The organism is Streptomyces sp. NPDC026522, assembly GCF_055567555.1.
The window spans coordinates 798,844-819,946 of sequence record NZ_JBVHQF010000002.1; the positions used below are offsets into that span (position 1 = coordinate 798,844).

Here is a 21,103-nt window from a genome sequence, read left to right on the forward strand (position 1 = left end):
AGATGAACGAGACGGGCGCCCAGGCCGGTGCGCAGGCAGCCGCGCAGCCGGTTGCGCCGCTGGCCACCGGCGCCGAGGAGCCGCTCCTCAAGGTGACCGGGCTGGTCAAGCACTTCCCCATCAACAAGGGGCTGCTGCGCCGCCAGGCCGGAGCGGTCAAGGCCGTCGACGGCATCGACTTCGACGTCCGTCGGGGCGAGACCCTCGGCGTCGTCGGCGAGTCCGGCTGCGGCAAGTCCACGATGGGCCGGCTGATCACCCGGCTGCTCGAACCGAGCGGCGGCAAGGTGGAGTTCGAGGGCCGGGACATCACCCACCTCGGGGTGGGCGGGATGCGGCCGCTGCGCCGTGACGTCCAGATGATCTTCCAGGACCCGTACGGCTCGCTGAACCCCCGCCACACGGTCGGCACGATCGTCGGAGCCCCGTTCAAGCTCCAGAAGGTCACCCCCGAGGGCGGCGTCAAGGCGGAGGTCCAGCGGCTGCTGTCGCTGGTGGGCCTCAACCCGGAGCACTACAACCGCTACCCGCACGAGTTCTCCGGCGGCCAGCGCCAGCGCATCGGCATCGCCCGCGCGCTGGCCCTCAAGCCGAAGCTGGTCGTCGCGGACGAGCCGGTGTCGGCGCTGGACGTGTCCATCCAGGCCCAGGTGGTGAACCTGCTGGACGACCTCCAGGAGGAGCTCGGCCTGACCTACGTGATCATCGCGCACGACCTGTCGGTCATCCGGCACGTCTCCGACCGGATCGCGGTGATGTACCTCGGCAAGATCGTGGAGCTGGCGGACCGCAAGTCGCTGTACGAGGCGCCGATGCACCCGTACACGACCGCGCTGATGTCGGCCGTGCCGGTGCCGGACCCGAGGCGGCGCGGCGCGAAGAGCGGCCGCATCCTGCTCAAGGGCGACGTGCCCTCGCCCATCTCACCGCCCGGCGGCTGCCGGTTCCACACCCGCTGCTGGAAGGCGACGGAGCTCTGCACGACGCAGGAGCCGCCGCTGGTCGCCCTCAAGACCGGGCACCAGGTCGCCTGCCACCACCCGGAGAACGCCCCCGACCAGGCGCCGGGCGACAAGGCCCTGCCGGGCGCGGCGGAAGCGGTGGAGACGCCCACCGTCTAGCCGGAGGTGTGTCACCCCCGGTGCCGGCGGCCGGGGGCGGACGCGGTGCCGGGGTCCCGGGGTGGCCACGCCCGGGGGCCCCGCCACGGCGGGTGGCCGTTACGGCGGTCCGGGCCGGGGCCGGGGCTTTTGTCGGGGCCGCCGCCCGCAGCCCGCACAATGGGGGCGTGTCCCACGATCTCTTCCCGCCCGAGGTCCAGCACGCCCTGGACCTCGCGGGCATTTTTGTCTTCGCCACCGCCGGCGCGCTGCTCGCCGTCCGCAAGAACTTCGACGTCTTCGGCATCTGCGTGCTCGCGCTCGTCACCGCGCTCGGCGGTGGACTGCTGCGCGACCTGGTGATCGGCGCCGTCCCGCCGGCCGCGTTCGGAGAGCTCAGCTTCTTCCTGACCCCGCTGGTGGCCGCCGCGATCGTCTTCTTCCTGCACCCCGAGGTGCAGCGGATCAACCGCGCCATCAACGTCTTCGACGCCGCCGGGCTCGGCCTGTTCTGCGTCTCGGGCACCACGAAGGCCTACGAGTACGGGCTGGGGCTCACCGCGTCGGCCGCGCTCGGGCTGGCCACGGCGGTCGGCGGCGGCGTCATGCGCGACGTGCTCGCCAACGAAGTGCCGTCGCTGCTGCGCGACCGGGAGATGTACGCGGTGCCGGCCGTGGTCGGAGCCTCGATGGTGGCCCTGTTCATCGGCTTCGACGTGCTCAACGGGGTCACCACGGGCATCGCCATCATCACCGCCTTCGTGCTCCGGCTGCTCGCGATCCGCTACCACTGGCGCGCGCCGCTGGCCTGGAACCGCCGCTCCGGCGTGACCGAAGAGTCGTAACACCGCCGTAGCAGAACAAAGCTACCGCTTAGTAGCTTGCCGGTGTACCGTCGCCCCATGTCACACACAGCGGCCCAGGCGGCCATCGGAGACAGCGAGTTCGACCGCGACACCGCCATCGCCCCCCGCGCGGGCGAGCCCGGCGTGTACGACACGGAACTCTCGGCGGGCTGGACGATCATCAGCGCCGTCAACGGCGGCTACCTGCTGGCCCTGGTCGGCCGGGCACTGGCGGCGGCGCTGCCGCACCCGGACCCCTTCACCGTCTCCGCCCACTACCTGACCTCCTCCGTGCCCGGCCCCGCGGTGATCCGCACCCAGGTCGTCCGGACCGGCCGCACCCTCTCCACCGGGCAGGCCTCGCTCTTCCAGTACGACGAGAGCGGCGCGGAGATCGAGCGCATCCGGGTCCTCGCCTCCTACGGCGACCTCGACTCGCTCCCCGGCTCCGTCCACACCACGGCGCGGCCCCCGGCCATCCCGGCGTACGAGGACTGCCTCGGCACGGAAGCCGGTCCGGCGCCGATCCCGGGCAGCTCCGAGATCGTCGACCGGCTGCGGCTGCGGCTGGACCCCGCGACGGCCGGCTGGGCCGTCGGCGCGCCGTCCGGCAAGGGCGAGATGCGGGCCTGGTTCGAACTGGCCGACGGCCGGGACGCGGACCCGCTCTCCCTGCTGCTGGCGGTGGACGCGCTGCCGCCGACCGCCTTCGACCTCGGCCTGATGGGCTGGACCCCGACCGTCGAACTCACCACGCACATCCGCCACCGTCCGGCCCCGGGACCGCTGCGGGTCGCCATCACCACGCGCAACCTGGCCGGCGGCTTCCTGGAGGAAGACGCCGAGGTCTGGGACTCCACGGACCGCCTGGTGGCCCAGTCCCGCCAGCTGGCCCGCGCCCCGCGCGGCGCTTCTTGACGCGGCTCTCGCGCCCGCTCGGCCCTGGAGGGCCTCCCGGGCTTCGGGCCGCTGCACCGGACTCCGTCCGGCGGTGGCCGTAGCCGAGGTGTACCGGTCGCTTGACACCGGGCACAGCCGGCCCCGCGAGGAGGCCCGCCAGGAGGGGGCGGGGGAGTCCGGGGCACGGGGGCCCGGGCGGAGCACACCTGGCGGCGCGGCGGCCCGGCGGCCCGCGGAACGGTGGAAGCGCGGGCCGCGGGGTGGCTCGGGGCCCGGAGGGGGTGGGGGTGGTGGGGGGCTCGTAGAATCGGGGGATCATGGCCTACCTCGATCACGCCGCAACCACGCCGATGCTGCCGGAGGCGGCTGCGGCGATGACCGCGCAGTTCGCCGCCACGGGTAACGCGTCCTCCCTGCACGCCGCCGGCCGCCGCGCCCGCCGCACCGTCGAGGAGGCGCGCGAGGCACTCGCCGAAGCCCTCGGCGCGCGCCCGAGCGAGGTGGTCTTCACCGCCGGCGGCACCGAGGCCGACAACCTCGCCGTCAAGGGCCTCTACTGGGCCCGCCGCGACCAGGACCCCGCCCGCACCCGCGTCCTCACCAGCCCCGTCGAGCACCACGCCGTCCTCGACGCCGTCCACTGGCTCGCCGAGCACGAGGGCGCCCGCGTCGAGTACCTGCCCGTGGACCGGTACGGGCGGGTACACCCCGAGGCCTTCCGGGAAGCGGTGGAACGCAACCCCGACGACGTCGCCCTCGCCACCGTTATGTGGGCGAACAACGAGATCGGCACCGTCCTGCCGGTCCGCGAACTCGCCGCGATCGCGGGCGAGTCCGGCATCCCCCTGCACTCCGACGCGGTCCAGGCCTTCGGACAGCTCGACGTCCGCTTCGGCGACAGCGGCCTCGCCGCCATGACGGTCAGCGGGCACAAGGTCGGCGGCCCCTACGGCATCGGCGCGCTGCTGCTCGGCCGCGACCAGAGCCCCGTACCCGTCCTGCACGGCGGCGGCCAGGAGCGGCACGTCCGCTCCGGCACCCTCGACGTGCCCGCCATCGCCGCTTTCGCCGTCGCCGCAGTGCTCGCCGCCGAGCGGCGCGAGGACTTCGCCACCCGGATCGGCGCCCTGCGCGACGAGCTGATCGCCGCCGTACTGCGGGAAGTGCCCGACGCCGTCCTCGGTGGAGACCCCGCCGAGCGGCTGCCCGCCAACGCCCACTTCAGCTTCCCCGGCTGCGAGGGCGACTCGCTGCTGCTGCTCCTCGACGCCCAGGGCATCGAATGCTCCACCGGCTCGGCCTGCACCGCCGGCGTGGCCCAGCCCAGCCACGTCCTGCTCGCCACCGGAACCGATCCCGAGCTGGCCCGCGGCACCCTGCGGTTCTCCCTCGGCCACACCTCCACCAAGGAGGACATCACCGCCGTGGCCGCCGCCATCGGCCCCGCCGTGGCCCGCGCCCGCACGGCGGGCCTCAGCTAGGCCTGGCCGTGTCCTCCCGCAGGGCCTCGCCGACCATGCGCAGGTACCGGTCCCAGTCCCACAGGGGGCCGGGATCGGTGTGGTCGGTACCCGGGACCTCGGAGTGACCCAGGATGTGCTTGCGGTCGACGGGTATGCCGTACCGGCGGCAGACGTCCGCCGCCAGCCGGGCCGACGCCGCGTACATCGCGTCCGTGAAGTCCTGCGGCCGGTCTATGAAGCCCTCGTGCTCGATGCCGATGCTGCGCTCGTTCATCGAGCGGTTCCCGGCGTGGAAGGCCACGTCCAGCTCGCGGACCATCTGCTCCACATGCCCGTCCTGGCGGACTATGTAGTGCGCCGACGCCTTGTGCCAGGGGTTCTTGAAGGCATCCACCGAGGTTTCGAAACTGCCCTGTGTGACATGGACGACTATCCGGTCCACCCGGTAGTCGTCCGGCCGGTCCGCCCTCCGCCAGTTCGCCGGCGAGGCCGCCGTCCAGCTCGCGCCCGCGTGGTCCAGCTCCCCCTCCTTGCGCGGCGCGGACACCCCCGGAAGCATCCACCAGGCACGCCCGAGCTCCTCCCGCCCGGCGACCGCCGCCACCGCGAAGATCCCGAGCCCCCCGAACAGCACGGCCCTGCGGGTCCTGCCCCTGCTCCCCATGTGATCCCCCCCCGCTCCTGACAACGCGCTGTGACCCCGGGCGGTTCCCCCGTACCCTGGACGGTGCTATGACTGAGAACCTGCCGCGCACCCCCCGCCCCCTCCGCGTACTGGCCGCCATGTCCGGCGGCGTGGACTCCGCCGTCGCCGCCGCCCGCGCGGTCGAAGCCGGGCACGAGGTGACCGGCGTCCACCTCGCGCTCTCCGCGAACCCGCAGTCCTTCCGGACCGGCGCCCGCGGCTGCTGCACCATCGAGGACTCCCGCGACGCCCGGCGCGCCGCCGACGTCATCGGCATCCCCTTCTACGTCTGGGACCTCGCCGAGCGCTTCCGCGAGGACGTCGTGGAGGACTTCATCGCCGAGTACGAGGCCGGGCGCACCCCCAACCCGTGCCTGCGCTGCAACGAGAAGATCAAGTTCGCGGCGCTGCTCGACAAGGCCCTCGCCCTCGGCTTCGACGCCGTGTGCACCGGCCACTACGCCACCGTCGTACTGAACGAGGACGGGACGCGCGAGCTGCACCGCGCCTCCGACATGGCCAAGGACCAGTCGTACGTGCTCGGCGTCCTCGACGAGAAGCAGCTGGCCCACGCCCTCTTCCCGCTCGGCGACACGCTCACGACCAAGGACGAGATCCGCGCCGAGGCCGAGCGCCGCGGCCTGGCCGTGGCGAAGAAGCCCGACAGCCACGACATCTGCTTCATCGCCGACGGCGACACCCAGGGCTTCCTCGCGAGCCGGCTGGGCAAGGCCGAGGGCGCCATCGTGGACGGCGCGACCGGCGAGAAGATCGGCAGCCACGACGGCGCCTTCGGCTTCACCATCGGCCAGCGCAAGGGCCTGCGCATCGGGCACCCGGCCGCCGACGGCAAGCCGCGCTACGTCCTGGACATCTCGCCGGTGAACAACACCGTCACCGTCGGCCCCGTCGAGGCACTCGACGTCAGCGCCCTCACCGCCATCCGCCCCCGCTGGTGCGGCTCCACCCCGGCCGCCCCGGGCACGTACACCGCACAGCTGCGCGCCCACGGCGGCGAGACCGAGGTGTTCGCCGAGGTCGTGGACGACGAGCTGCGGGTCTCCTTCACGGAGCCGGTGCGCGGCGTGGCCCCCGGCCAGGCGATCGTGCTCTACGACGGCACGCGCGTGGTCGGCTCCGCCACCATCGCCACCACCGCCCGGGCCGCCGCGAGCGTCTGAGCCGGCCCGGTCCGCCGGGCCCACCCGGCCGGCCGCTCAGGCCACCGTCAGGACGATCTTGCCGGTGGTCCGGCCCTGCTCGCCGATCTCGTGGGCCTTCGCCGCCTGCTCCAGCGGCAGCACCGTGTCGATGACCACGCGGAGCTTGCCCGCGTCGGCCAGCGCGGCGATCTCCAGCAGGCCGCGGAGGTCCGGCTCCACGAGCATCCAGGCGGCGTGCACGCCCTGCGGGTCCTCCGGGAGGCCGTCCGGGCCCGGCAGGGTGATCAGGTGTCCGCCCTGCTTGAGCACCTTCAGCGAGCGCTGCCCGAGGTCCCCGCCGACCGCGTCGAGCACGACGTCCACATCGGAGACGGCGTCCTCGAAGTCGGTGGTCCGGTAGTCGACGACCTCGTCCGCGCCCAGCTCGCGCAGCAGCTCGTGCTTGCCCGCGCTGGCGGTGCCGATCACGTGCGCGCCGCGCGCCTTGGCGATCTGCACGGCCAGGTGGCCGACCCCGCCCGCCGCCGCGTGCACCAGGACCCGCTGCCCGGCGCGCAGCCCGGCCGTGTCCACCAGCGCCTGCCAGGCGGTCAGCGCGGCCAGCGGGAGAGCCGCCGCCTGCACGTGGTCCAGGGAGGCGGGCTTCGGTGCGAAGTGCCGGGCCGGGGCGACCACGTACTCGGCGTAGCCGCCCGCCTGGCGCGGGAAGTTCGGCATGCCGTAGACCTCGTCGCCCGCGCGGTACAGCGTCACGCCCGGGCCGACCGCCTCGACGGTGCCCGAGACGTCCCAGCCGACCATCGGGACGTCGCCCCAGCCGATGAGGGCGCCACTGGCACGGGTCTTGAAGTCCACCGGGTTCACGCCGGCCGCGTGGACCCGCACGAGGATCTCGTTCAGACCCGGCTCGGGCCGCTCGGCCTCGACCTCGGTGAGAACCTCGGGGCCACCCCACTGGCTGACGACGACCGCGCGCATGACTGTCTCCTTCGTAGCGCTCTGTTGCGCCCTGTTGCGTTCTGTGGTGCTCGGGGCCGGTCGTTCCGGCCCGTGGCACCAGCTTGGCTGCTCGCCGCGCCCGATGGTGTTGGCCGTACGGCCACCATGTGACAGGATCTGGCCATGCCCGCTTTGCATCGAATCGCCGTACTCGCCCTCGAAGGTGTCGCCCCCTTCGAGCTCGGCATGCCGTCCCGCGTCTTCGGCAACGCCCTGAGCGAGGACGGCGACGCCCTCTACGAGGTCACCGTCTGCACCGCGGACGGCCTCCCCGTCGCCAGCGACGCGGGCTTCACCGTCGGCGTCGGCGCGGGCCCCGAGGCCCTCACCGCGGCCGACACCGTGATCATCCCGCCCACCCACGCCATGCCCGGGCTGCTGCGCGGCGAACCCCTGCCCGCGGCCCTCGCCGCCGCCCTCGCGGCCATCCGCCCCGGCACCCGCATCGTGTCCATCTGCACCGGCTCCGAGGTGCTCGCCGCCGCCGGACTGCTCGACGGCCGGCCCGCCACCACCCACTGGGTGCACGCCCCCGCGTTCCAGCGGGCCTTCCCGCGCGTCAAGCTCGACGAGGACGTGCTCTTCGTCGACGACGGCGACGTCCTCACCTCCGCCGGGGTCGCCGCCGGCATCGACCTCTGCCTCTACCTGGTGCGCGCGGACCACGGCACCGCCGTCGCCAACCGCGCCGCGCGGCTGTGCGTCGTACCCCCGTGGCGCGACGGCGGACAGGCCCAGTACATCGACCGGCCGGTGCCCGAACCCACCGTCGCCACGACCACCGCCACCCGGGCCTGGGCCCTGGAACGGCTCGCCCAGCCGCTCACCCTCGCCGAGCTGGCCGCGCACGCGAGGATGAGCCTGCGCACCTTCACCCGGCGCTTCCGCGACGAGGTCGGCATGACCCCCGTCCAGTGGCTCACCGGCCAGCGCCTGGACCTGGCCCGGCAGTTGCTGGAATCCAGCGACCTGCCCGTCGACCTCGTCGCCCACCGCTCCGGCTTCGGCTCCGCCAACTCCCTGCGCCAGCACATGCGGGCCACCCTGGGCATCTCCCCGATCGCCTACCGGCGCACCTACCGCCCGGCCCTCGTGGAGGCATGACCTCGGAGGTAATCGCCGTACCGGCCGCGGCTTGGCAGGATCGGGTCAACGGCCCGGACCACCGGGCCGGCCGCGAGGGGAGAAAGCCATGACCGCGTACGCCGTCGGCCACCTGGGTCCCGGGAGCATGAACGAGGAGATCCTGCGCTACATCGAGGAGATCCAGGCCACCATGGACCCGTTCGACGGCCGCTTCCTCGTCCACGGGGCCGAGGTGGAGGTCATGGAAGGCACGTTCCCCGGCACGCTCGTCGTGATCGGCTTCCCGGACATCGAGCGGGCCCGCGCCTGGTACGCGTCCCCCGCCTACCAGGCCCTCATCCCGCTCCGCACCCGCCACGTCCCCGGCGAGATCATCCTGGTCGATGGCGTCCCGCCGGGCTACGACGCCCGCAAGACCGCCGCCGGACTGCGCGCGGCCGCCGGCCTCTGACCGGGCCGTCCCCGGCGGACCCCGGGGAGGACGACGGCTCCCTCCGGGGTGCGAGCATGGCCACATGGCTACTCACCTGATCACCGGTGCCGGATCCGGCATCGGCGCCGCCGTCGCCGCCCGCCTCCACGCGCGCGGCGACGACCTCGTCCTGCTCGCCCGCGACGCCGGCCGCGCCAGGCAGCTCACCGACCGCTACCCCGGCGCCCGCGCACTCGTCGGCGACCTCGCCGACCCCGACCGGCTCTCCTGGGCCTTCTCCAAGCAGGCGGTCCCCGAGCGGATCGACTCCCTCCTGCACATCGCCGGCATCGTCGACCTCGGCCCGGTCGGGGACCTGCGCCCCAAGACCTGGCACCAGCAGCTCAACGTCAACCTCATCGCCCCCGCCGAGGTCACCCGCCTGCTGCTGCCCACCCTGCGCGCCTCGCACGCCACCGTCGTCTTCGTGAACTCCGGCGCCGGACTCAACGCGCACGCGGACTGGAGCGCCTACGCCGCCTCCAAGCACGGCCTCAAGGCGCTCGCCGACTCCCTGCGCGCCGAGGAGAAGCCGCACGGCATCCGCGTCACCTCCGTCTACCCCGGCCGCACCGCCAGCCCCATGCAGGCCAAGGTGCACTCGCAGGAGGGCAAGGAGTACGACCCGGCCGCCTGGATCGACCCCGAGTCGGTGGCCACCACCATCGTCATGGCCGTCGACCTGCCCCGCGACGCCGAGGTCAACGACCTGTCCGTGAGGCCCGGCCGATGACCGCGAACGCCACCGGCGTCGGCTCGCTGCCCGGCGGCGACGCCCGCGAAGCCGCCAGGACCGCCACGGGCTCCTTCGAGGACTTCCCGTACCTCCCCGAACTGCCGGCCCGCGGGCCCGGCGCGGACATGATCGGCCGCACGCTCGGGCTGCTCGTGGACATGTACGCCCACGTCGAACCCAGCGGCTGGCGGATCAGCGACCGCCCCGGCCGCGACACCAGGCGCGCCCGGTCCTGGCTCGGCGAGGACCTGGACGCCCTGGAGGAGTTCACCCAGGGCTACCGGGGCAAGCTCAAGATCCAGGCCGTCGGACCGTGGACCCTGGCCGCCGCCCTGGAACTGCACGGCGGCGAGGCCATGCTCCAGGACGCCGGCGCCTGCCGTGACCTCGCCGGATCCCTCGCCGAGGGCCTGCGCGAGCACCTCGCCGACGTACGCCGGCGGGTGCCCGGTGCCGACATCGTGCTCCAGTTCGACGAGCCGTCGCTGACCGCCGTGCTGCTCGGCCGGGTCCGCTCCGCGAGCGGCTACCGCACCTACCGGGCGGTCGACCGGCAGGTGGTCGAGGGCACGCTGCGCGAGCTGTTCGCCGTCACCGAGTCCGTCGGCGGCGCAGAGGTGATCGTCCACTCCTGCGCCCCCGAGGTGCCCTTCGCGCTCCTGCGGCGGGCCGGCGCCACGGGCGCTTCGTTCGATTTCTCCTTGCTCACCGAGCGCGAGGACGACGCCATCGGGGAAGCGGTCGAAGACGGCCTGAAACTCTTCGCCGGAGTGGTGCCGGGCACCGACACCCCGTTGTCAGACCCGGGCGGTAGCGTCATGGGTGTCAGGAAGCTTTGGCGCAGGCTGGGGCTGGCCCCGGGGACTCTGGCCGAGTCCGTCGTGGTCACTCCGTCGTGCGGTCTGGCGGGCGCCTCGCCCGCCTACGCCCGCGCGGCACAGGCGCACTGCGTCAGGGCGGCGAGGTCGCTCGCCGACAACCCTGAGTGACGGTCGAGACGGGCCACGGGAGGACACGGCATGGCAGCCGAACAGAAGCAGGCAAGCGACACGACGGTACCGGCGGCGGTGCGCGAACAGCACGCGCTGCTCGCCGAGCAGGTCGAGGAGCACCGCTTCCGGTACTACGTGAACGACCAGCCGGTCGTCAGCGACGCCGAGTTCGACCAGCTGCTGCGCTCGCTGGAGGCCCTGGAGGAGGAGTACCCGGAGCTGCGCACCCCCGACTCGCCCACCCAGAAGGTGGCCGGGGCGTACGAGACGGACTTCGCCTCCGTGCAGCACCGCGAGCGCATGCTCTCGCTCGACAACGCCTTCGATGACGAGGAACTGGCGACCTGGGCCGAGCGGGTCGCCCGGGACGTGAACACCGGCGACCACCACTACCTGTGCGAACTCAAGGTGGACGGCCTCGCCGTCAACCTCACCTACGAGAACGGCCGCCTCACCCGCGCCGCCACCCGCGGTGACGGCCGCACCGGCGAGGACATCACGCCCAACGTCCGCACCATCGCCGAGATCCCCGACCGCCTCAAGGGCGAGCGGATCCCGGCGCTGGTGGAGATCCGCGGCGAGGTCTTCTTCCCGATGGAGAAGTTCGAGGAGCTCAACGCCCGCCTCGTCGCGGCGGGCGACAAGCCCTTCGCCAACCCGCGCAACGCCGCGGCCGGCTCGCTGCGCCAGAAGGACCCCAAGGTCACCGCGACCCGTCCGCTGCACATGGTCGTGCACGGCATCGGCGCCCGCGAGGGCTTCGACATCGACAAGCTCTCGCAGGCGTACGGACTGCTCGGCGAGTGGGGCCTGCCGACCGCCCGGCACAACAAGGTGGTCTCCTCGCTCGAAGAGGTCCGCGAGTTCATCGCCTACTTCGGCGAGAACCGGCACTCCGTGGAACACGAGATCGACGGCGTGGTCGTCAAGCTCGACGAGATCCCGCTCCAGGGGCGGCTCGGCTCCACCGCGCGCGCCCCGCGCTGGGCCATCGCCTGGAAGTACGCCCCCGAAGAGGTCAACACCAAGCTGGTCGACATCAAGGTCGGCGTCGGCCGCACCGGGCGCGTCACCCCGTACGCCCAGGTCGAGCCGGTGACCGTGGCCGGCTCGGAGGTCGAGTTCGCGACCCTGCACAACCAGGAGGTCGTCAAGGCCAAGGGCGTGCTCATCGGGGACACCGTCGTACTGCGCAAGGCGGGCGACGTCATCCCCGAGATCCTCGGCCCGGTCGTGGACCTGCGCGACGGCACCGAGCGCGAGTTCGTGATGCCGGCCGAGTGCCCCGAGTGCGGTTCGCCGCTGCGGCCGATGAAGGAAGGCGACATCGACCTGCGCTGCCCGAACGGGCAGACCTGCCCCGCGCAGCTGCGCGAGCGGCTCTTCTACCTGGTCGGCCGGCAGTGCCTGGACATCGAGAACTTCGGCAAGGTCGCCGCGGCCGCGCTGACCAGACCGCTGGAGCCGGCCTCCCCGCCGATGCTGGACGAGGGAGACCTGTTCACCCTCACCATCGAGGACCTGCTGCCCATCAAGGCGTACGTGCTCGATCAGGACAGCGGACTGCCCAAGCGCGACCCGAAGACGGGCGAGGAGAAGATCGTCAGGGTCTTCGCCAACCAGAAGGGCGAACCGAAGAAGAACGCCCTGGCGATGCTCCAGAACATCGAGGCCGCCAAGGACCGCCCGCTGGCCCGCATCATCAACGGGCTGTCCATCCGCCACGTCGGGCCCGTCGCGGCCGAGGCCCTCGCCCGCGAGTTCCGGTCGATCGAGCGCATTGAGCAGGCCACCGAAGAGGAACTGGCCGCCACCGACGGGGTCGGCGCGATCATCGCCGCCTCCCTCAAGGAGTGGTTCGCCGTCGACTGGCACCAGGAGATCCTGCGCAAGTGGCGCGAAGCCGGTGTCCGGATGGAGGAGGAAGGTTCCGGCGAACAGGAGGGGCCGCGGCCGCTGGAGGGCATGACGGTCGTGGTCACCGGCACCCTGCAGAGCCACACCCGCGACGGAGCCAAGGAGGCCCTCCAGAGCCGGGGCGCCAAGGTCACCGGCTCGGTCTCGAAGAAGACCTCCTTCGTCGTCGTCGGCGAGAACCCGGGCTCGAAGTACGACAAGGCCGTCCAGTTGAAACTCTCCATCCTCGACGACGCGGGCTTCGCGGTGCTGCTGGAGCAGGGGCCCGACGCCGCGCGCGCCGTAGCCCTCCCGGTGGACGGCGCCACCGAAGCGGAGTAACAACCGGACGAACCCCCCGCCGGGACAGCGGCGAAGACGAACGGATGCGTGGCGTGCGGCCGTACGGGCGGGCGCACGCCCCGCGCGGGACCGAGTGGCAAACGGCCGGTACAAGGCTGGTGGCAGGGCCGTGAGCTGTCGGATCATCGGATGGGTGACCCCGATGTCCTGGTCCAAACTCACCCGTTCGGCGGATACCGTACTGATGAGGATGGCTGGGTCGCATTCGGGCAACCACCGCCGACCGCTGCCCCTGGGAGCCTCTCGCGTCCTACTGTTGAGGGGTGCGCCTGTCGTGCACGGCTGCCTGATGCACTCTCAGCCGTGGTGGCATGACACAGGGGCCATCGCGTGACATCGGCATCGCCGGCTGTGAGAGGGACGGGCATGAAACCCACCGAAAGCGCCGACCCGTCACCTGAATTCGGCGGGGAACCCCCGTCCATGCGGACGGGCCGGCTCGGTGTCCTGGGTGCCAGGACACCGGACACCCGCCCGCCCGGCACCGGGGCGGGCACGAGCGGCGCACACGAGCGCACCGTGCTGCCCTTCGCCGTCGTCGGCCTGGCCGTCGCCGTACTCGCCGCAGGGGTCGTCACGGCACTGACCGACCGTCACGCCCTGTTCCCCGGCGGCCCGGTCGGCTGGGCCCTCGCCCTGCTCACCGGGGTCATCGTCGGCCACCTCGTGGCACTCGGCCGCGACCGCTGGTGGGGCGGAACCGGCTCGGGGGCCGCGCTCACCCTCGGCGTGCTCCTCCTCTACGGATGGGTCCCCGCCGGGCTCGTCTCGCTGGCAGTGGTCTCCCTGGTCGGGGCCGCCCGCCGCCACCGCTGGCGCCAGGGCCTGCTGCACGGCTCCGCCGACATCCTCGGCATCGGCGCGGGCGCCCTCGTCCTGGCGGCCTTCGGCCAGACACCGACCGTGGAAGTCCCCTGGCTGCCCGCCACCTGGGGCCTGGCGGCGATCCCCGAGGTGGTCCTGGTCGCCCTCGCCTACCTGCTGGTGACCCGGTGCGTGCTGTGGTTCGCGCTCGCCCCGCGCGGCGCCGGACTGCCCACCGTCGCCCGCACCGCCCTGCTGCGGCAGGCACTGGTCGCCGCCGCGCTGCTCGGCATCGCCCCGCTGATCTGCGTCGTCGCCGGCAACCAGCCCGTCCTGCTGCCGCTGTTCGCCGTACCGCTCATCGCACTGGACTCCACCCTGTGGATCGCCCGCGCCCGCGCCGAGGAACAGCTGCGCGACCCGCTGACCGGTCTGCCCAACCGGCAGTGGCTGCTGGAGCGCACCTGGGCGGCGCTGGACGAGGCTGAACGTTTGGGCACCCGCTCCGCCCTCGTCCTCATCGACCTGGACCGCTTCCGCGCCGTCAACGACACCCTCGGCCACCTCGCCGGGGACCGGCTGCTCCTCCAGATCGCCGAACGGCTGCGGCAGGCGCTCCCGCCGCACGCCGAGGCCGCCCGCCTCGGCGGCGACGAGTTCGCCGTCCTGCTGCCCCTCGCCGACTCCACCACCAGCGCCCAGCGGGTCGCCCGCAACCTGGTCTCCGAGCTCAGCTCCCCGCTCGACCTGGACGGACTCACCCTCGTCCTGGAGGCCAGCGCCGGCCTCGCCGTCTTCCCCGACCACGCCCTCGACGCCGAAGGCCTGCTGCGGCGCGCCGACGTCGCCATGTACCAGGCCAAGCGGGACCGCACCGGCGTCGAGGTGTACGAGTCCAAGCGCGACAGCAACACGCCCGACCGGCTCGGCCTCCTCGGTGACCTCCGGCGGGCGCTGGACGCGGGCGAGGTCGAACTCCACTACCAGCCGAAGGTCCGCTTCGACGGAAAGGTGGCCGGCCTCGAAGCGCTGGTGCGCTGGGTCCACCCCGAGCGCGGCCGGGTCTCCCCGGACGAGTTCATCGCGATCGCGGAGACCTCCGGCCTGATGCCGCACCTCACGGAGTACGTCCTGGAGACGGCCCTCGCCCAGGTGGCCCGCTGGCGGGCCCAGGGTCTGGAGGTACCGGTCGCCGTGAACGTCTCGCCGCGCGACGTGCACACCCCGGGCTTCGCCGGAGCCGTGGCCGCCAGACTGGCCCGGCACGGGGTTCCGGCGAGCGGCCTCCAGCTGGAGATAACGGAACACGTGCTGCTGGAGGACCCCCAGCGGGCTGCGGACACCATGGCCGGGCTGACCGGCCACGGGGTGAAGATGTCCCTGGACGACTTCGGCACCGGCTACTCCTCCCTGGTGCACCTGCGGCGGCTGCCGGTCAGCGAGCTCAAGATCGACCGCTCGTTCGTGGCGCGGCTGGCCGTGGACGCCCAGGACGCCGAGATCGTCCGCTGCACCGTGGACCTCGCGCACTCGCTGGGCCTGCTGGTCGTCGCCGAGGGCGTCGAGGACGACGAGACCTGGGAGCGGCTGCGGGACCTGGGCTGCGACGCCGTCCAGGGCTGGCTGGTCGCCGCCGCGATGCCCCCGCAGGAGGCCACGGCCTGGCTGCTGGCCCGCGGCGAACGCGGCTGGCGCCGCCCGGCGGACATCACGGCCGAACTCGCCGCCGCCGCGACCCAGGAACCCCAGGCCTCCTGACCCCGGGGCTCCGCCCCGGATCCCGCGCCCCAATCGCCGGCGGGGCTGGTTTCGCCCGGCGGGCCCCCGGAGCCCGGCCCGGGCCCCGGCGCCTCAATCGCCGGCGGGGCTGGTGTCGCCCGGCGTGTCCCGGTAGCGAGGACCGGGGGCGCCGGCCCGGTGCACGCCCCGGGCCGCCGGGCAACTCAGCCCCGCCGGCGTTTGAGGCGCAGGGTCCGGGGCGGAGCCCCCGCGCGGGTCCGGGCAGGGCCCGACGGGCGGCGCGCAGCGGACGCCGACGGCCCCGGACGCCAAACCGTTTAGTGGCTCCGGCCCCCCGCCCCATAGGATTGGCAGCGAAACCTACACACTCACCACCCCCAGAGGATCGCTGCATGCCTGGCATCACGCGCGAGGAGGTCGCCCACCTCGCTCGGCTGGCACGTCTGGAGCTCAAGGCCGAAGAGCTGGACCACTTCGCCGGACAGCTCGACGACATCATCGGCGCGGTCGCCCGCGTATCCGAGGTCGCCGACCAAGACGTCCCGCCGACCTCCCACCCGCTGCCGCTGACCAACGTCATGCGCGCGGACGAGGTCCGTCCGTCGCTCACCCCCGAGCAGGCGCTTTCCGGCGCTCCCGCCCAGGAGCAGCAGCGTTTCAAGGTGCCGCAGATCCTGGGGGAGGACTAACAACCATGGCTGACACCATCATCACCAAGCTCACCGCCGCCGAGACCGCCGAGAAGATCGCCTCCGGCGAGCTCACGGCCGTCGAGGTCACCGAGGCCCACCTGGCCCGCATCGAGGCGACCGACGAGAAGGTCCACGCCTTCCTCCACGTCGACCGCGAAGGCGCCCTGGCCCAGGCCCGCGCCGTCGACGCCAAGCGCGAGCGCGGCGAGAAGCTCGGCCCGCTGGCCGGCGTACCGCTCGCCCTCAAGGACATCTTCACGACCGTCGGGATCCCGACCACCGTCGGCTCGAAGATGCTCGAAGGGTGGATCCCGCCCTACGACGCCACCCTGACGCGCAAGCTCAAGGAAGCCGACGTCGTCATCCTCGGCAAGACCAACATGGACGAGTTCGCCATGGGGTCCTCCACCGAGAACAGCGCCTACGGCCCCACCGGCAACCCCTGGGACCTCACCCGCATCCCCGGCGGCTCCGGCGGCGGCTCCGCCGCGGCCCTCGCCGCCTTCCAGGCGCCCCTCGCCATCGGCACGGACACCGGCGGCTCCATCCGCCAGCCCGCCGCCGTCACGGCCACCGTCGGCGTGAAGCCCACGTACGGCTCGGTCTCCCGGTACGGCATGGTCGCCTTCTCCTCCTCCCTCGACCAGGGCGGCCCCTGCGCCCGTACGGTCCTGGACGCCGCGCTGCTCCACGAGGTGATCGCCGGCCACGACCCGATGGACTCCACCTCCATCGACGCCCCGGTCCCGCCGGTCGTCGAAGCGGCCCGCAACGGCTCCGTCGCCGGCATGCGCGTCGGCGTGGTCAAGCAGTTCGCGGGCGAGGGCTACCAGGCCGGAGTCGTCCAGCGCTTCAACGAGTCGGTCGAGCTCCTCAAGGAGCTCGGCGCCGAGATCGTCGAGCTGGACTGCCCGTCCTTCGACCTCGCCATGGCCGCGTACTACCTGATCGCCCCGTCCGAGGCCTCTTCGAACCTGGCCCGCTTCGACGGTCTGCGCTACGGCCTGCGCGTCGGCGACGACGGCACCCTGTCCGCCGAGGACGTCACCGCCCTGACCCGCGAAGCGGGCTTCGGCGACGAGGTCAAGCGCCGCATCATCCTCGGTACGTACGCGCTCAGCTCCGGCTACTACGACGCGTACTACGGCTCCGCCCAGAAGGTCCGCACGCTGATCTCGAAGGACTTCGAGAAGTCCTTCGAGCAGGTCGACGTGATCGTCTCCCCGACGACCCCGACCACCGCCTTCCCGATCGGCGAGCGCACCGACGACCCCCTGGCGATGTACCTCGCCGACCTGTGCACCATCCCGACCAACCTGGCCGGCAACTCCGCCATGTCGCTCCCCTGCGGCCTGGCACCCGAGGACGGCCTGCCGGTCGGACTGCAGATCATCGCCCCCGCCATGAAGGACGACCGGCTGTACAAGGTCGGTGCCGCCGTCGAGGCCGCCTTCACGGAGCGCTGGGGTCACCCGCTGCTTGAGGAGGCTCCGTCGCTGTGAGTGGTAGCGCACTGTCCAAGGCCAAGGGCTTCAAGAAGTCCAAGTCCGGTACGTACCTGTCGATCGGCACCACCGCCTTCGGTGCCATCAGCGTGATCAAGCAGGCCAAGAAGGCCCGCACCGAGAACGACACGCTGAAGCTGGTCGACGCCGTTGTGTCCGCCGCCGCCATCGTCACCGGCCTCGCGATCCTGTACCGCGAGCTGAAGCGCCTCGGCGACGACGACGTCCTGCTGGGCTGAGAGGGAAGTTTCACTGTGACCGTCACCGAACTGCTGTCGTACGAGGACGCCCTCGCGTCGTACGACCCCGTCATGGGCCTGGAGGTCCATGTCGAGCTCGGCACCAGGACCAAGATGTTCTGCGGCTGCTCGACCGAGCTGGGCGCCGAGCCCAACTCGCAGACCTGCCCCGTGTGCCTCGGCATGCCCGGCGCGCTCCCGGTCGTCAACGCGATCGGCGTCGAGTCGGCCATCAAGATCGGCCTCGCGCTGAACTGCGAGATCGCGGAGTGGTGCCGCTTCGCCCGGAAGAACTACTTCTATCCGGACATGCCGAAGAACTTCCAGACCTCCCAGTACGACGAGCCGATCGCCTTCAACGGCTTCCTGGACGTCCAGCTGGAGGACGGCGAGATCTTCCGCGTGGAGATCGAGCGCGCCCACATGGAGGAGGACACCGGCAAGTCGCTGCACGTCGGCGGCGCCACCGGCCGTATCCACGGCGCGTCCCACTCCCTGCTGGACTACAACCGCGCCGGCATCCCGCTCATCGAGATCGTCACCAAGCCCATCGAGGGCGCGGGCGAGCGGGCCCCCGAGGTCGCCAAGGCGTACGTCGCCGAGCTGCGCGAGGTCATCAAGGCCCTCGGCGTGTCCGAGGCCCGGATGGACAAGGGCCAGATGCGCTGCGACGTGAACCTGTCGCTGCGCCCGAACGGCACCGAGAAGTTCGGCACCCGCTCGGAGACCAAGAACGTCAACTCGCTGCGCTCCGTGGAGCGCGCGGCGCGCTTCGAAATCCAGCGCCACGCGGCCGTTCTCTCCTCCGGCGGCACGATCATCCAGGAGACCCGGCACTTCCACGAGGAGGACGGCTCCACCACGGCCGGCCGCATCAAGGACAACGCCGAGGACTACCGGTACTTCCCGGAGCCCGACCTGGTCCCCGTCGCCCCGGCCCGCGACTGGGTCGAGGAACTGCGCGCCACCCTGCCCGAGATGCCGCGCGTGCGCCGCAACCGGCTCCGCGAGGAGTGGGGCGTGAGCGAGCACGACATGCAGTCGATCCTCAACGCGGGCGCGGTGGACTCCATCGTCGCCACGGTCGAGGCGGGCGCCGACTCGGCCGCCGCGCGCAAGTGGTGGATGGGCGAGCTGGCCCGCAACGCCAACGAGCAGGGCGTCTCCGTGGACGAACTGCCCATCACCCCGGCGCAGGTCGCCCGGGTCGCGGCGCTGGTCGCCGAGGGCTCGCTCAACGACAAGCTGGCCCGCCAGGTCATCGAAGGCGTCCTCGCCGGCGAGGGCACCCCGGACGAGGTGGTCGACAAGCGCGGCCTCAAGGTCGTCTCGGACGAGGGCGCGCTGGGCGCGGCCGTGGACGAGGCCATCGCGGGCAACGCCGCCATCGCGGACAAGATCCGCGGCGGCAAGATCGCCGCGGTGGGCGCCCTGGTCGGCGCGGTCATGAAGACCACCCGCGGCCAGGCGGACGCGGCGCGCGTCAAGGAGCTCATCCTGGAACGGCTGGGCGTCTCGGAGTAGACCCCGTACGCAGGTCCCGTACGCGAAGGCGGCCCCGCACCGGAATTCCGGTGCGGGGCCGCCTTTTTCGGTGCGGGGCCGCCTTTTCGGTTCAGCGCGTCAGCTGCGGGGCGGCGATCACCACGGTGCCGTTGTCGCAGCCCATGTCCACCTTGACGCGCAGCCGCAGGGCGCCGTTCACGTCCACCGATTTGGTGATCGGTTTCCCGAGCTCCACCAGTTCGGAGAAGGCCGCGGGCTGACCGTCGAGCGAGATGGTGACCCGCCCCTTCTGCTGCAAGGAGCCGTCGTCGATGCCGGCGGTGAAGTCCAGGTGCTTCCACTCCCGGTTGAGGTCGAACTCCGTCACGGCCTCGTCGTTGCAGTCGGGCTGCGCGATGAAGGCGGCCCCGTACTGCTTGGTGTTGATCTTCGCCGCGCCGACCTTGAAGTTGCCCAGGTCGGAGACGGGCGTCATGACGGTCAGGTCGGCCGCCTTGATGTTCGCCGCGATGCCCGCCGGGGCCGTGCCGGAGGCGGTGGGGTCGGCCGTGGGATCCGTGCTCTCGCTCTCCGACGGGGTGGGCGTCGGGGTCTCCTCCGCGGTGGCCTCGTCGGAGGCGGTGCTCTCCGCCTTGCCGTTCGAGGCCGCCTGGTCCCGCCCCTTGTCGTCGTTCTTGTTCAGCAGCTGTACGCCGATCACCGCGAGCGCGGCGATGACCAGCACGGCGGCCACCGAGCCCAGGACCAGCCCGGCCCGTTTCTTCTTCCCCGGCCTGCTGCCCGTCGGCTCCGGGGGCGGGGTGGCGTGCAGGGCGTACGTGGGCGTGGACGGGGCGGGTGCGGGAGGCGGGCTCGCGGGCTTTGGTGGGACGACCGGCGCCACCACCGGCCTGGGCGGAACCGCGCCGGGTGCGGCGTCCTGGACGGCCGTGGCGCGCTGGGAGGTGGAGCTGGTGGTGGACACCACGGCGTGCCGCACGTCCTTCATCCAGCCGGCCAGGTTCACCGGCCGCTCGGCGGGGTCGTAGGCGTAGATCGCGGTGATCCGGCTGCGCTGCTCGGCGTCCAGCACCGCGATCTGCGGCAGCGCCTGCACGGCCCGGGCCAGCTGCTCCGGTGAGCTGGGCGGGGATTCTCCGCTCAGCAGGAAGTACGCGATGGCCCCGAAGGCGTACCGGTCCGTCCCCGGAGTCCGCTTGCCGTCGAAGACCTCGGGGGCCGCGTAGCCCGGGGTGAACCACACCTCGGCCGTCTGGTGGTCGGCGGTGAGCTTGCTCAGTCCGAAGTCCACCAGGGTCGCCTGCCCGTGGGCGTCGACCATGACGTTGCCGGGGGAGAGGTCACCGTGGATGACCTGCCGCCCGGACGGGGTCGCCTTCCCCGAGTGCAGCCAGTCCAGTACGTCGGCCAGCTGCTCCAGCGTGCGCATGACCTCGCGCCGCTCGGCGGCGCTGGTGAGGGTCCGCTCGGCCCGCCAGTCGCGCAGGTCGAGACCGTCGACGTGGTTCATGACGAGTACGAGGGCCCGCCCGGTCAGGGTCCCGGACTCCCCGGGGCGGTGGATCGGCGGCCCTTCGAAGTGCTCCCGGACGCCGACGACACCGGGCCGGTGCACGAAGCGGAGCAGCTCCGCCTGCTCGTTCCACTTCTGGCTGATCCGGTCGAAGACGTCGGGCGTGATGGTCGTCTTGGAGTCGAGCACCTTGACGACCACCGGTTCGCGACCGCCCGCGAGCTCGATCTCGGCGAGGTAGAGGACAGCCTCCCCGCCGCGCCCGATGGACCGGAGCAACCGATAGCGGTCGGGTGCGGAATCCGGTCCGATGTGCAGATCCTGGCTGGTCAATTTCCCCCCAGCGGCACTGGTTTGCGTGGGGATCAGTCTGGCGTGGCCTGAATCACACGGTCAATCGGAAC

At 72.5% G+C, this 21,103-nt stretch carries 18 protein-coding genes; 15 read left to right on the forward strand and 3 right to left on the reverse strand.

Annotated elements, in window-relative coordinates; genetic code table 11:
* Positions 1 to 2: 2 nt before the first annotated feature.
* From ACZ4M3_RS08240 to ACZ4M3_RS08255, 4 genes are all read left to right on the forward strand, one after another.
* On the forward strand, positions 3 to 1,121 hold the full coding sequence (locus tag ACZ4M3_RS08240; RefSeq protein WP_467730842.1) for an ABC transporter ATP-binding protein: 1,119 nt from the start codon (positions 3 to 5) through the stop codon (positions 1,119 to 1,121).
* Between the two features lie 167 nt (positions 1,122 to 1,288).
* The gene (locus tag ACZ4M3_RS08245; RefSeq protein ID WP_467730772.1) at positions 1,289 to 1,945 is read left to right on the forward strand and encodes a trimeric intracellular cation channel family protein; all 657 of its coding nucleotides are present in this window, start codon (positions 1,289 to 1,291) and stop codon (positions 1,943 to 1,945) included.
* Between the two features lie 57 nt (positions 1,946 to 2,002).
* Positions 2,003 to 2,863 (forward strand): thioesterase family protein, encoded by an 861-nt coding sequence (locus ACZ4M3_RS08250; RefSeq protein ID WP_467730773.1) that lies wholly within the window; start codon positions 2,003 to 2,005, stop codon positions 2,861 to 2,863.
* Between the two features lie 299 nt (positions 2,864 to 3,162).
* Positions 3,163 to 4,326: a cysteine desulfurase family protein gene (locus ACZ4M3_RS08255; RefSeq protein WP_467730774.1), complete on the forward strand. Its 1,164-nt coding sequence runs from the start codon at positions 3,163 to 3,165 to the stop codon at positions 4,324 to 4,326.
* Here the strand turns inward: ACZ4M3_RS08255 and ACZ4M3_RS08260 are convergent.
* Positions 4,319 to 4,972, reverse strand: a complete 654-nt coding sequence (locus tag ACZ4M3_RS08260; RefSeq protein WP_467730775.1) for an N-acetylmuramoyl-L-alanine amidase — start codon at positions 4,970 to 4,972, stop codon at positions 4,319 to 4,321. The two genes, ACZ4M3_RS08255 and ACZ4M3_RS08260, sit on opposite strands and share 8 nt — an antisense overlap.
* A gap of 68 nt (positions 4,973 to 5,040) precedes the next feature.
* On the opposite strand from ACZ4M3_RS08260, the gene mnmA reads away from it, so the two are divergent.
* Entirely contained in the window at positions 5,041 to 6,174 is a 1,134-nt protein-coding gene (gene mnmA, locus ACZ4M3_RS08265) for a tRNA 2-thiouridine(34) synthase MnmA (protein WP_467730776.1), read from the forward strand.
* Between the two features lie 36 nt (positions 6,175 to 6,210).
* Here the strand turns inward: mnmA and ACZ4M3_RS08270 are convergent, their stop codons facing one another.
* On the reverse strand, positions 6,211 to 7,134 hold the full coding sequence (locus ACZ4M3_RS08270) for an NADP-dependent oxidoreductase (RefSeq protein WP_467730777.1): 924 nt from the start codon (positions 7,132 to 7,134) through the stop codon (positions 6,211 to 6,213).
* Between the two features lie 144 nt (positions 7,135 to 7,278).
* On the opposite strand from ACZ4M3_RS08270, the gene ACZ4M3_RS08275 reads away from it, so the two are divergent.
* The 10 genes from ACZ4M3_RS08275 to gatB all read left to right on the forward strand — a co-directional run bounded on the left by ACZ4M3_RS08275 (position 7,279) and on the right by gatB (position 19,204).
* Positions 7,279 to 8,259 carry a GlxA family transcriptional regulator gene (locus ACZ4M3_RS08275; RefSeq protein ID WP_467730778.1) on the forward strand — a complete coding sequence of 327 codons (981 nt, stop codon included), beginning with the start codon at positions 7,279 to 7,281 and terminating at the stop codon, positions 8,257 to 8,259.
* A gap of 88 nt (positions 8,260 to 8,347) precedes the next feature.
* Positions 8,348 to 8,692, forward strand: coding sequence for a DUF1330 domain-containing protein (locus ACZ4M3_RS08280; protein WP_467730779.1), 345 nt, complete (start codon positions 8,348 to 8,350; stop codon positions 8,690 to 8,692).
* Between the two features lie 64 nt (positions 8,693 to 8,756).
* Positions 8,757 to 9,446, forward strand: a complete 690-nt coding sequence (locus tag ACZ4M3_RS08285) for an SDR family oxidoreductase (protein WP_467730780.1) — start codon at positions 8,757 to 8,759, stop codon at positions 9,444 to 9,446.
* Positions 9,443 to 10,438, forward strand: a complete 996-nt coding sequence (locus tag ACZ4M3_RS08290; RefSeq protein ID WP_467730781.1) for a methionine synthase — start codon at positions 9,443 to 9,445, stop codon at positions 10,436 to 10,438. The genes ACZ4M3_RS08285 and ACZ4M3_RS08290 overlap by 4 nt, the downstream gene beginning before the upstream one ends.
* A 30-nt stretch (positions 10,439 to 10,468) precedes the next feature.
* Positions 10,469 to 12,679, forward strand: a complete 2,211-nt coding sequence (gene ligA / locus ACZ4M3_RS08295; protein WP_467730782.1) for an NAD-dependent DNA ligase LigA — start codon at positions 10,469 to 10,471, stop codon at positions 12,677 to 12,679.
* 387 nt (positions 12,680 to 13,066) lie between these two features.
* Entirely contained in the window at positions 13,067 to 15,262 is a 2,196-nt protein-coding gene (locus ACZ4M3_RS08300; RefSeq protein WP_467730783.1) for a putative bifunctional diguanylate cyclase/phosphodiesterase, read from the forward strand.
* Between the two features lie 374 nt (positions 15,263 to 15,636).
* A complete protein-coding gene (gatC, locus tag ACZ4M3_RS08305) occupies positions 15,637 to 15,933 on the forward strand; it encodes an Asp-tRNA(Asn)/Glu-tRNA(Gln) amidotransferase subunit GatC (RefSeq protein ID WP_010984178.1) in 297 nt (98 codons plus the stop codon).
* A gap of 5 nt (positions 15,934 to 15,938) precedes the next feature.
* Positions 15,939 to 17,438, forward strand: a complete 1,500-nt coding sequence (gene gatA / locus ACZ4M3_RS08310; RefSeq protein WP_467730784.1) for an Asp-tRNA(Asn)/Glu-tRNA(Gln) amidotransferase subunit GatA — start codon at positions 15,939 to 15,941, stop codon at positions 17,436 to 17,438.
* A complete protein-coding gene (locus ACZ4M3_RS08315; protein ID WP_136214541.1) occupies positions 17,435 to 17,680 on the forward strand; it encodes a hypothetical protein in 246 nt (81 codons plus the stop codon). The genes gatA and ACZ4M3_RS08315 overlap by 4 nt, the downstream gene beginning before the upstream one ends.
* Positions 17,681 to 17,695: 15 nt before the next feature.
* Complete coding sequence (gene gatB, locus ACZ4M3_RS08320) at positions 17,696 to 19,204, forward strand: Asp-tRNA(Asn)/Glu-tRNA(Gln) amidotransferase subunit GatB (protein ID WP_467730785.1); 1,509 nt, start codon at positions 17,696 to 17,698, stop codon at positions 19,202 to 19,204.
* Positions 19,205 to 19,295: 91 nt separating this feature from the next.
* Here the strand turns inward: gatB and ACZ4M3_RS08325 are convergent, their stop codons facing one another.
* The gene (locus ACZ4M3_RS08325) at positions 19,296 to 21,032 is read right to left on the reverse strand and encodes a protein kinase domain-containing protein (RefSeq protein WP_467730786.1); all 1,737 of its coding nucleotides are present in this window, start codon (positions 21,030 to 21,032) and stop codon (positions 19,296 to 19,298) included.
* Positions 21,033 to 21,103 lie beyond the last annotated feature (71 nt).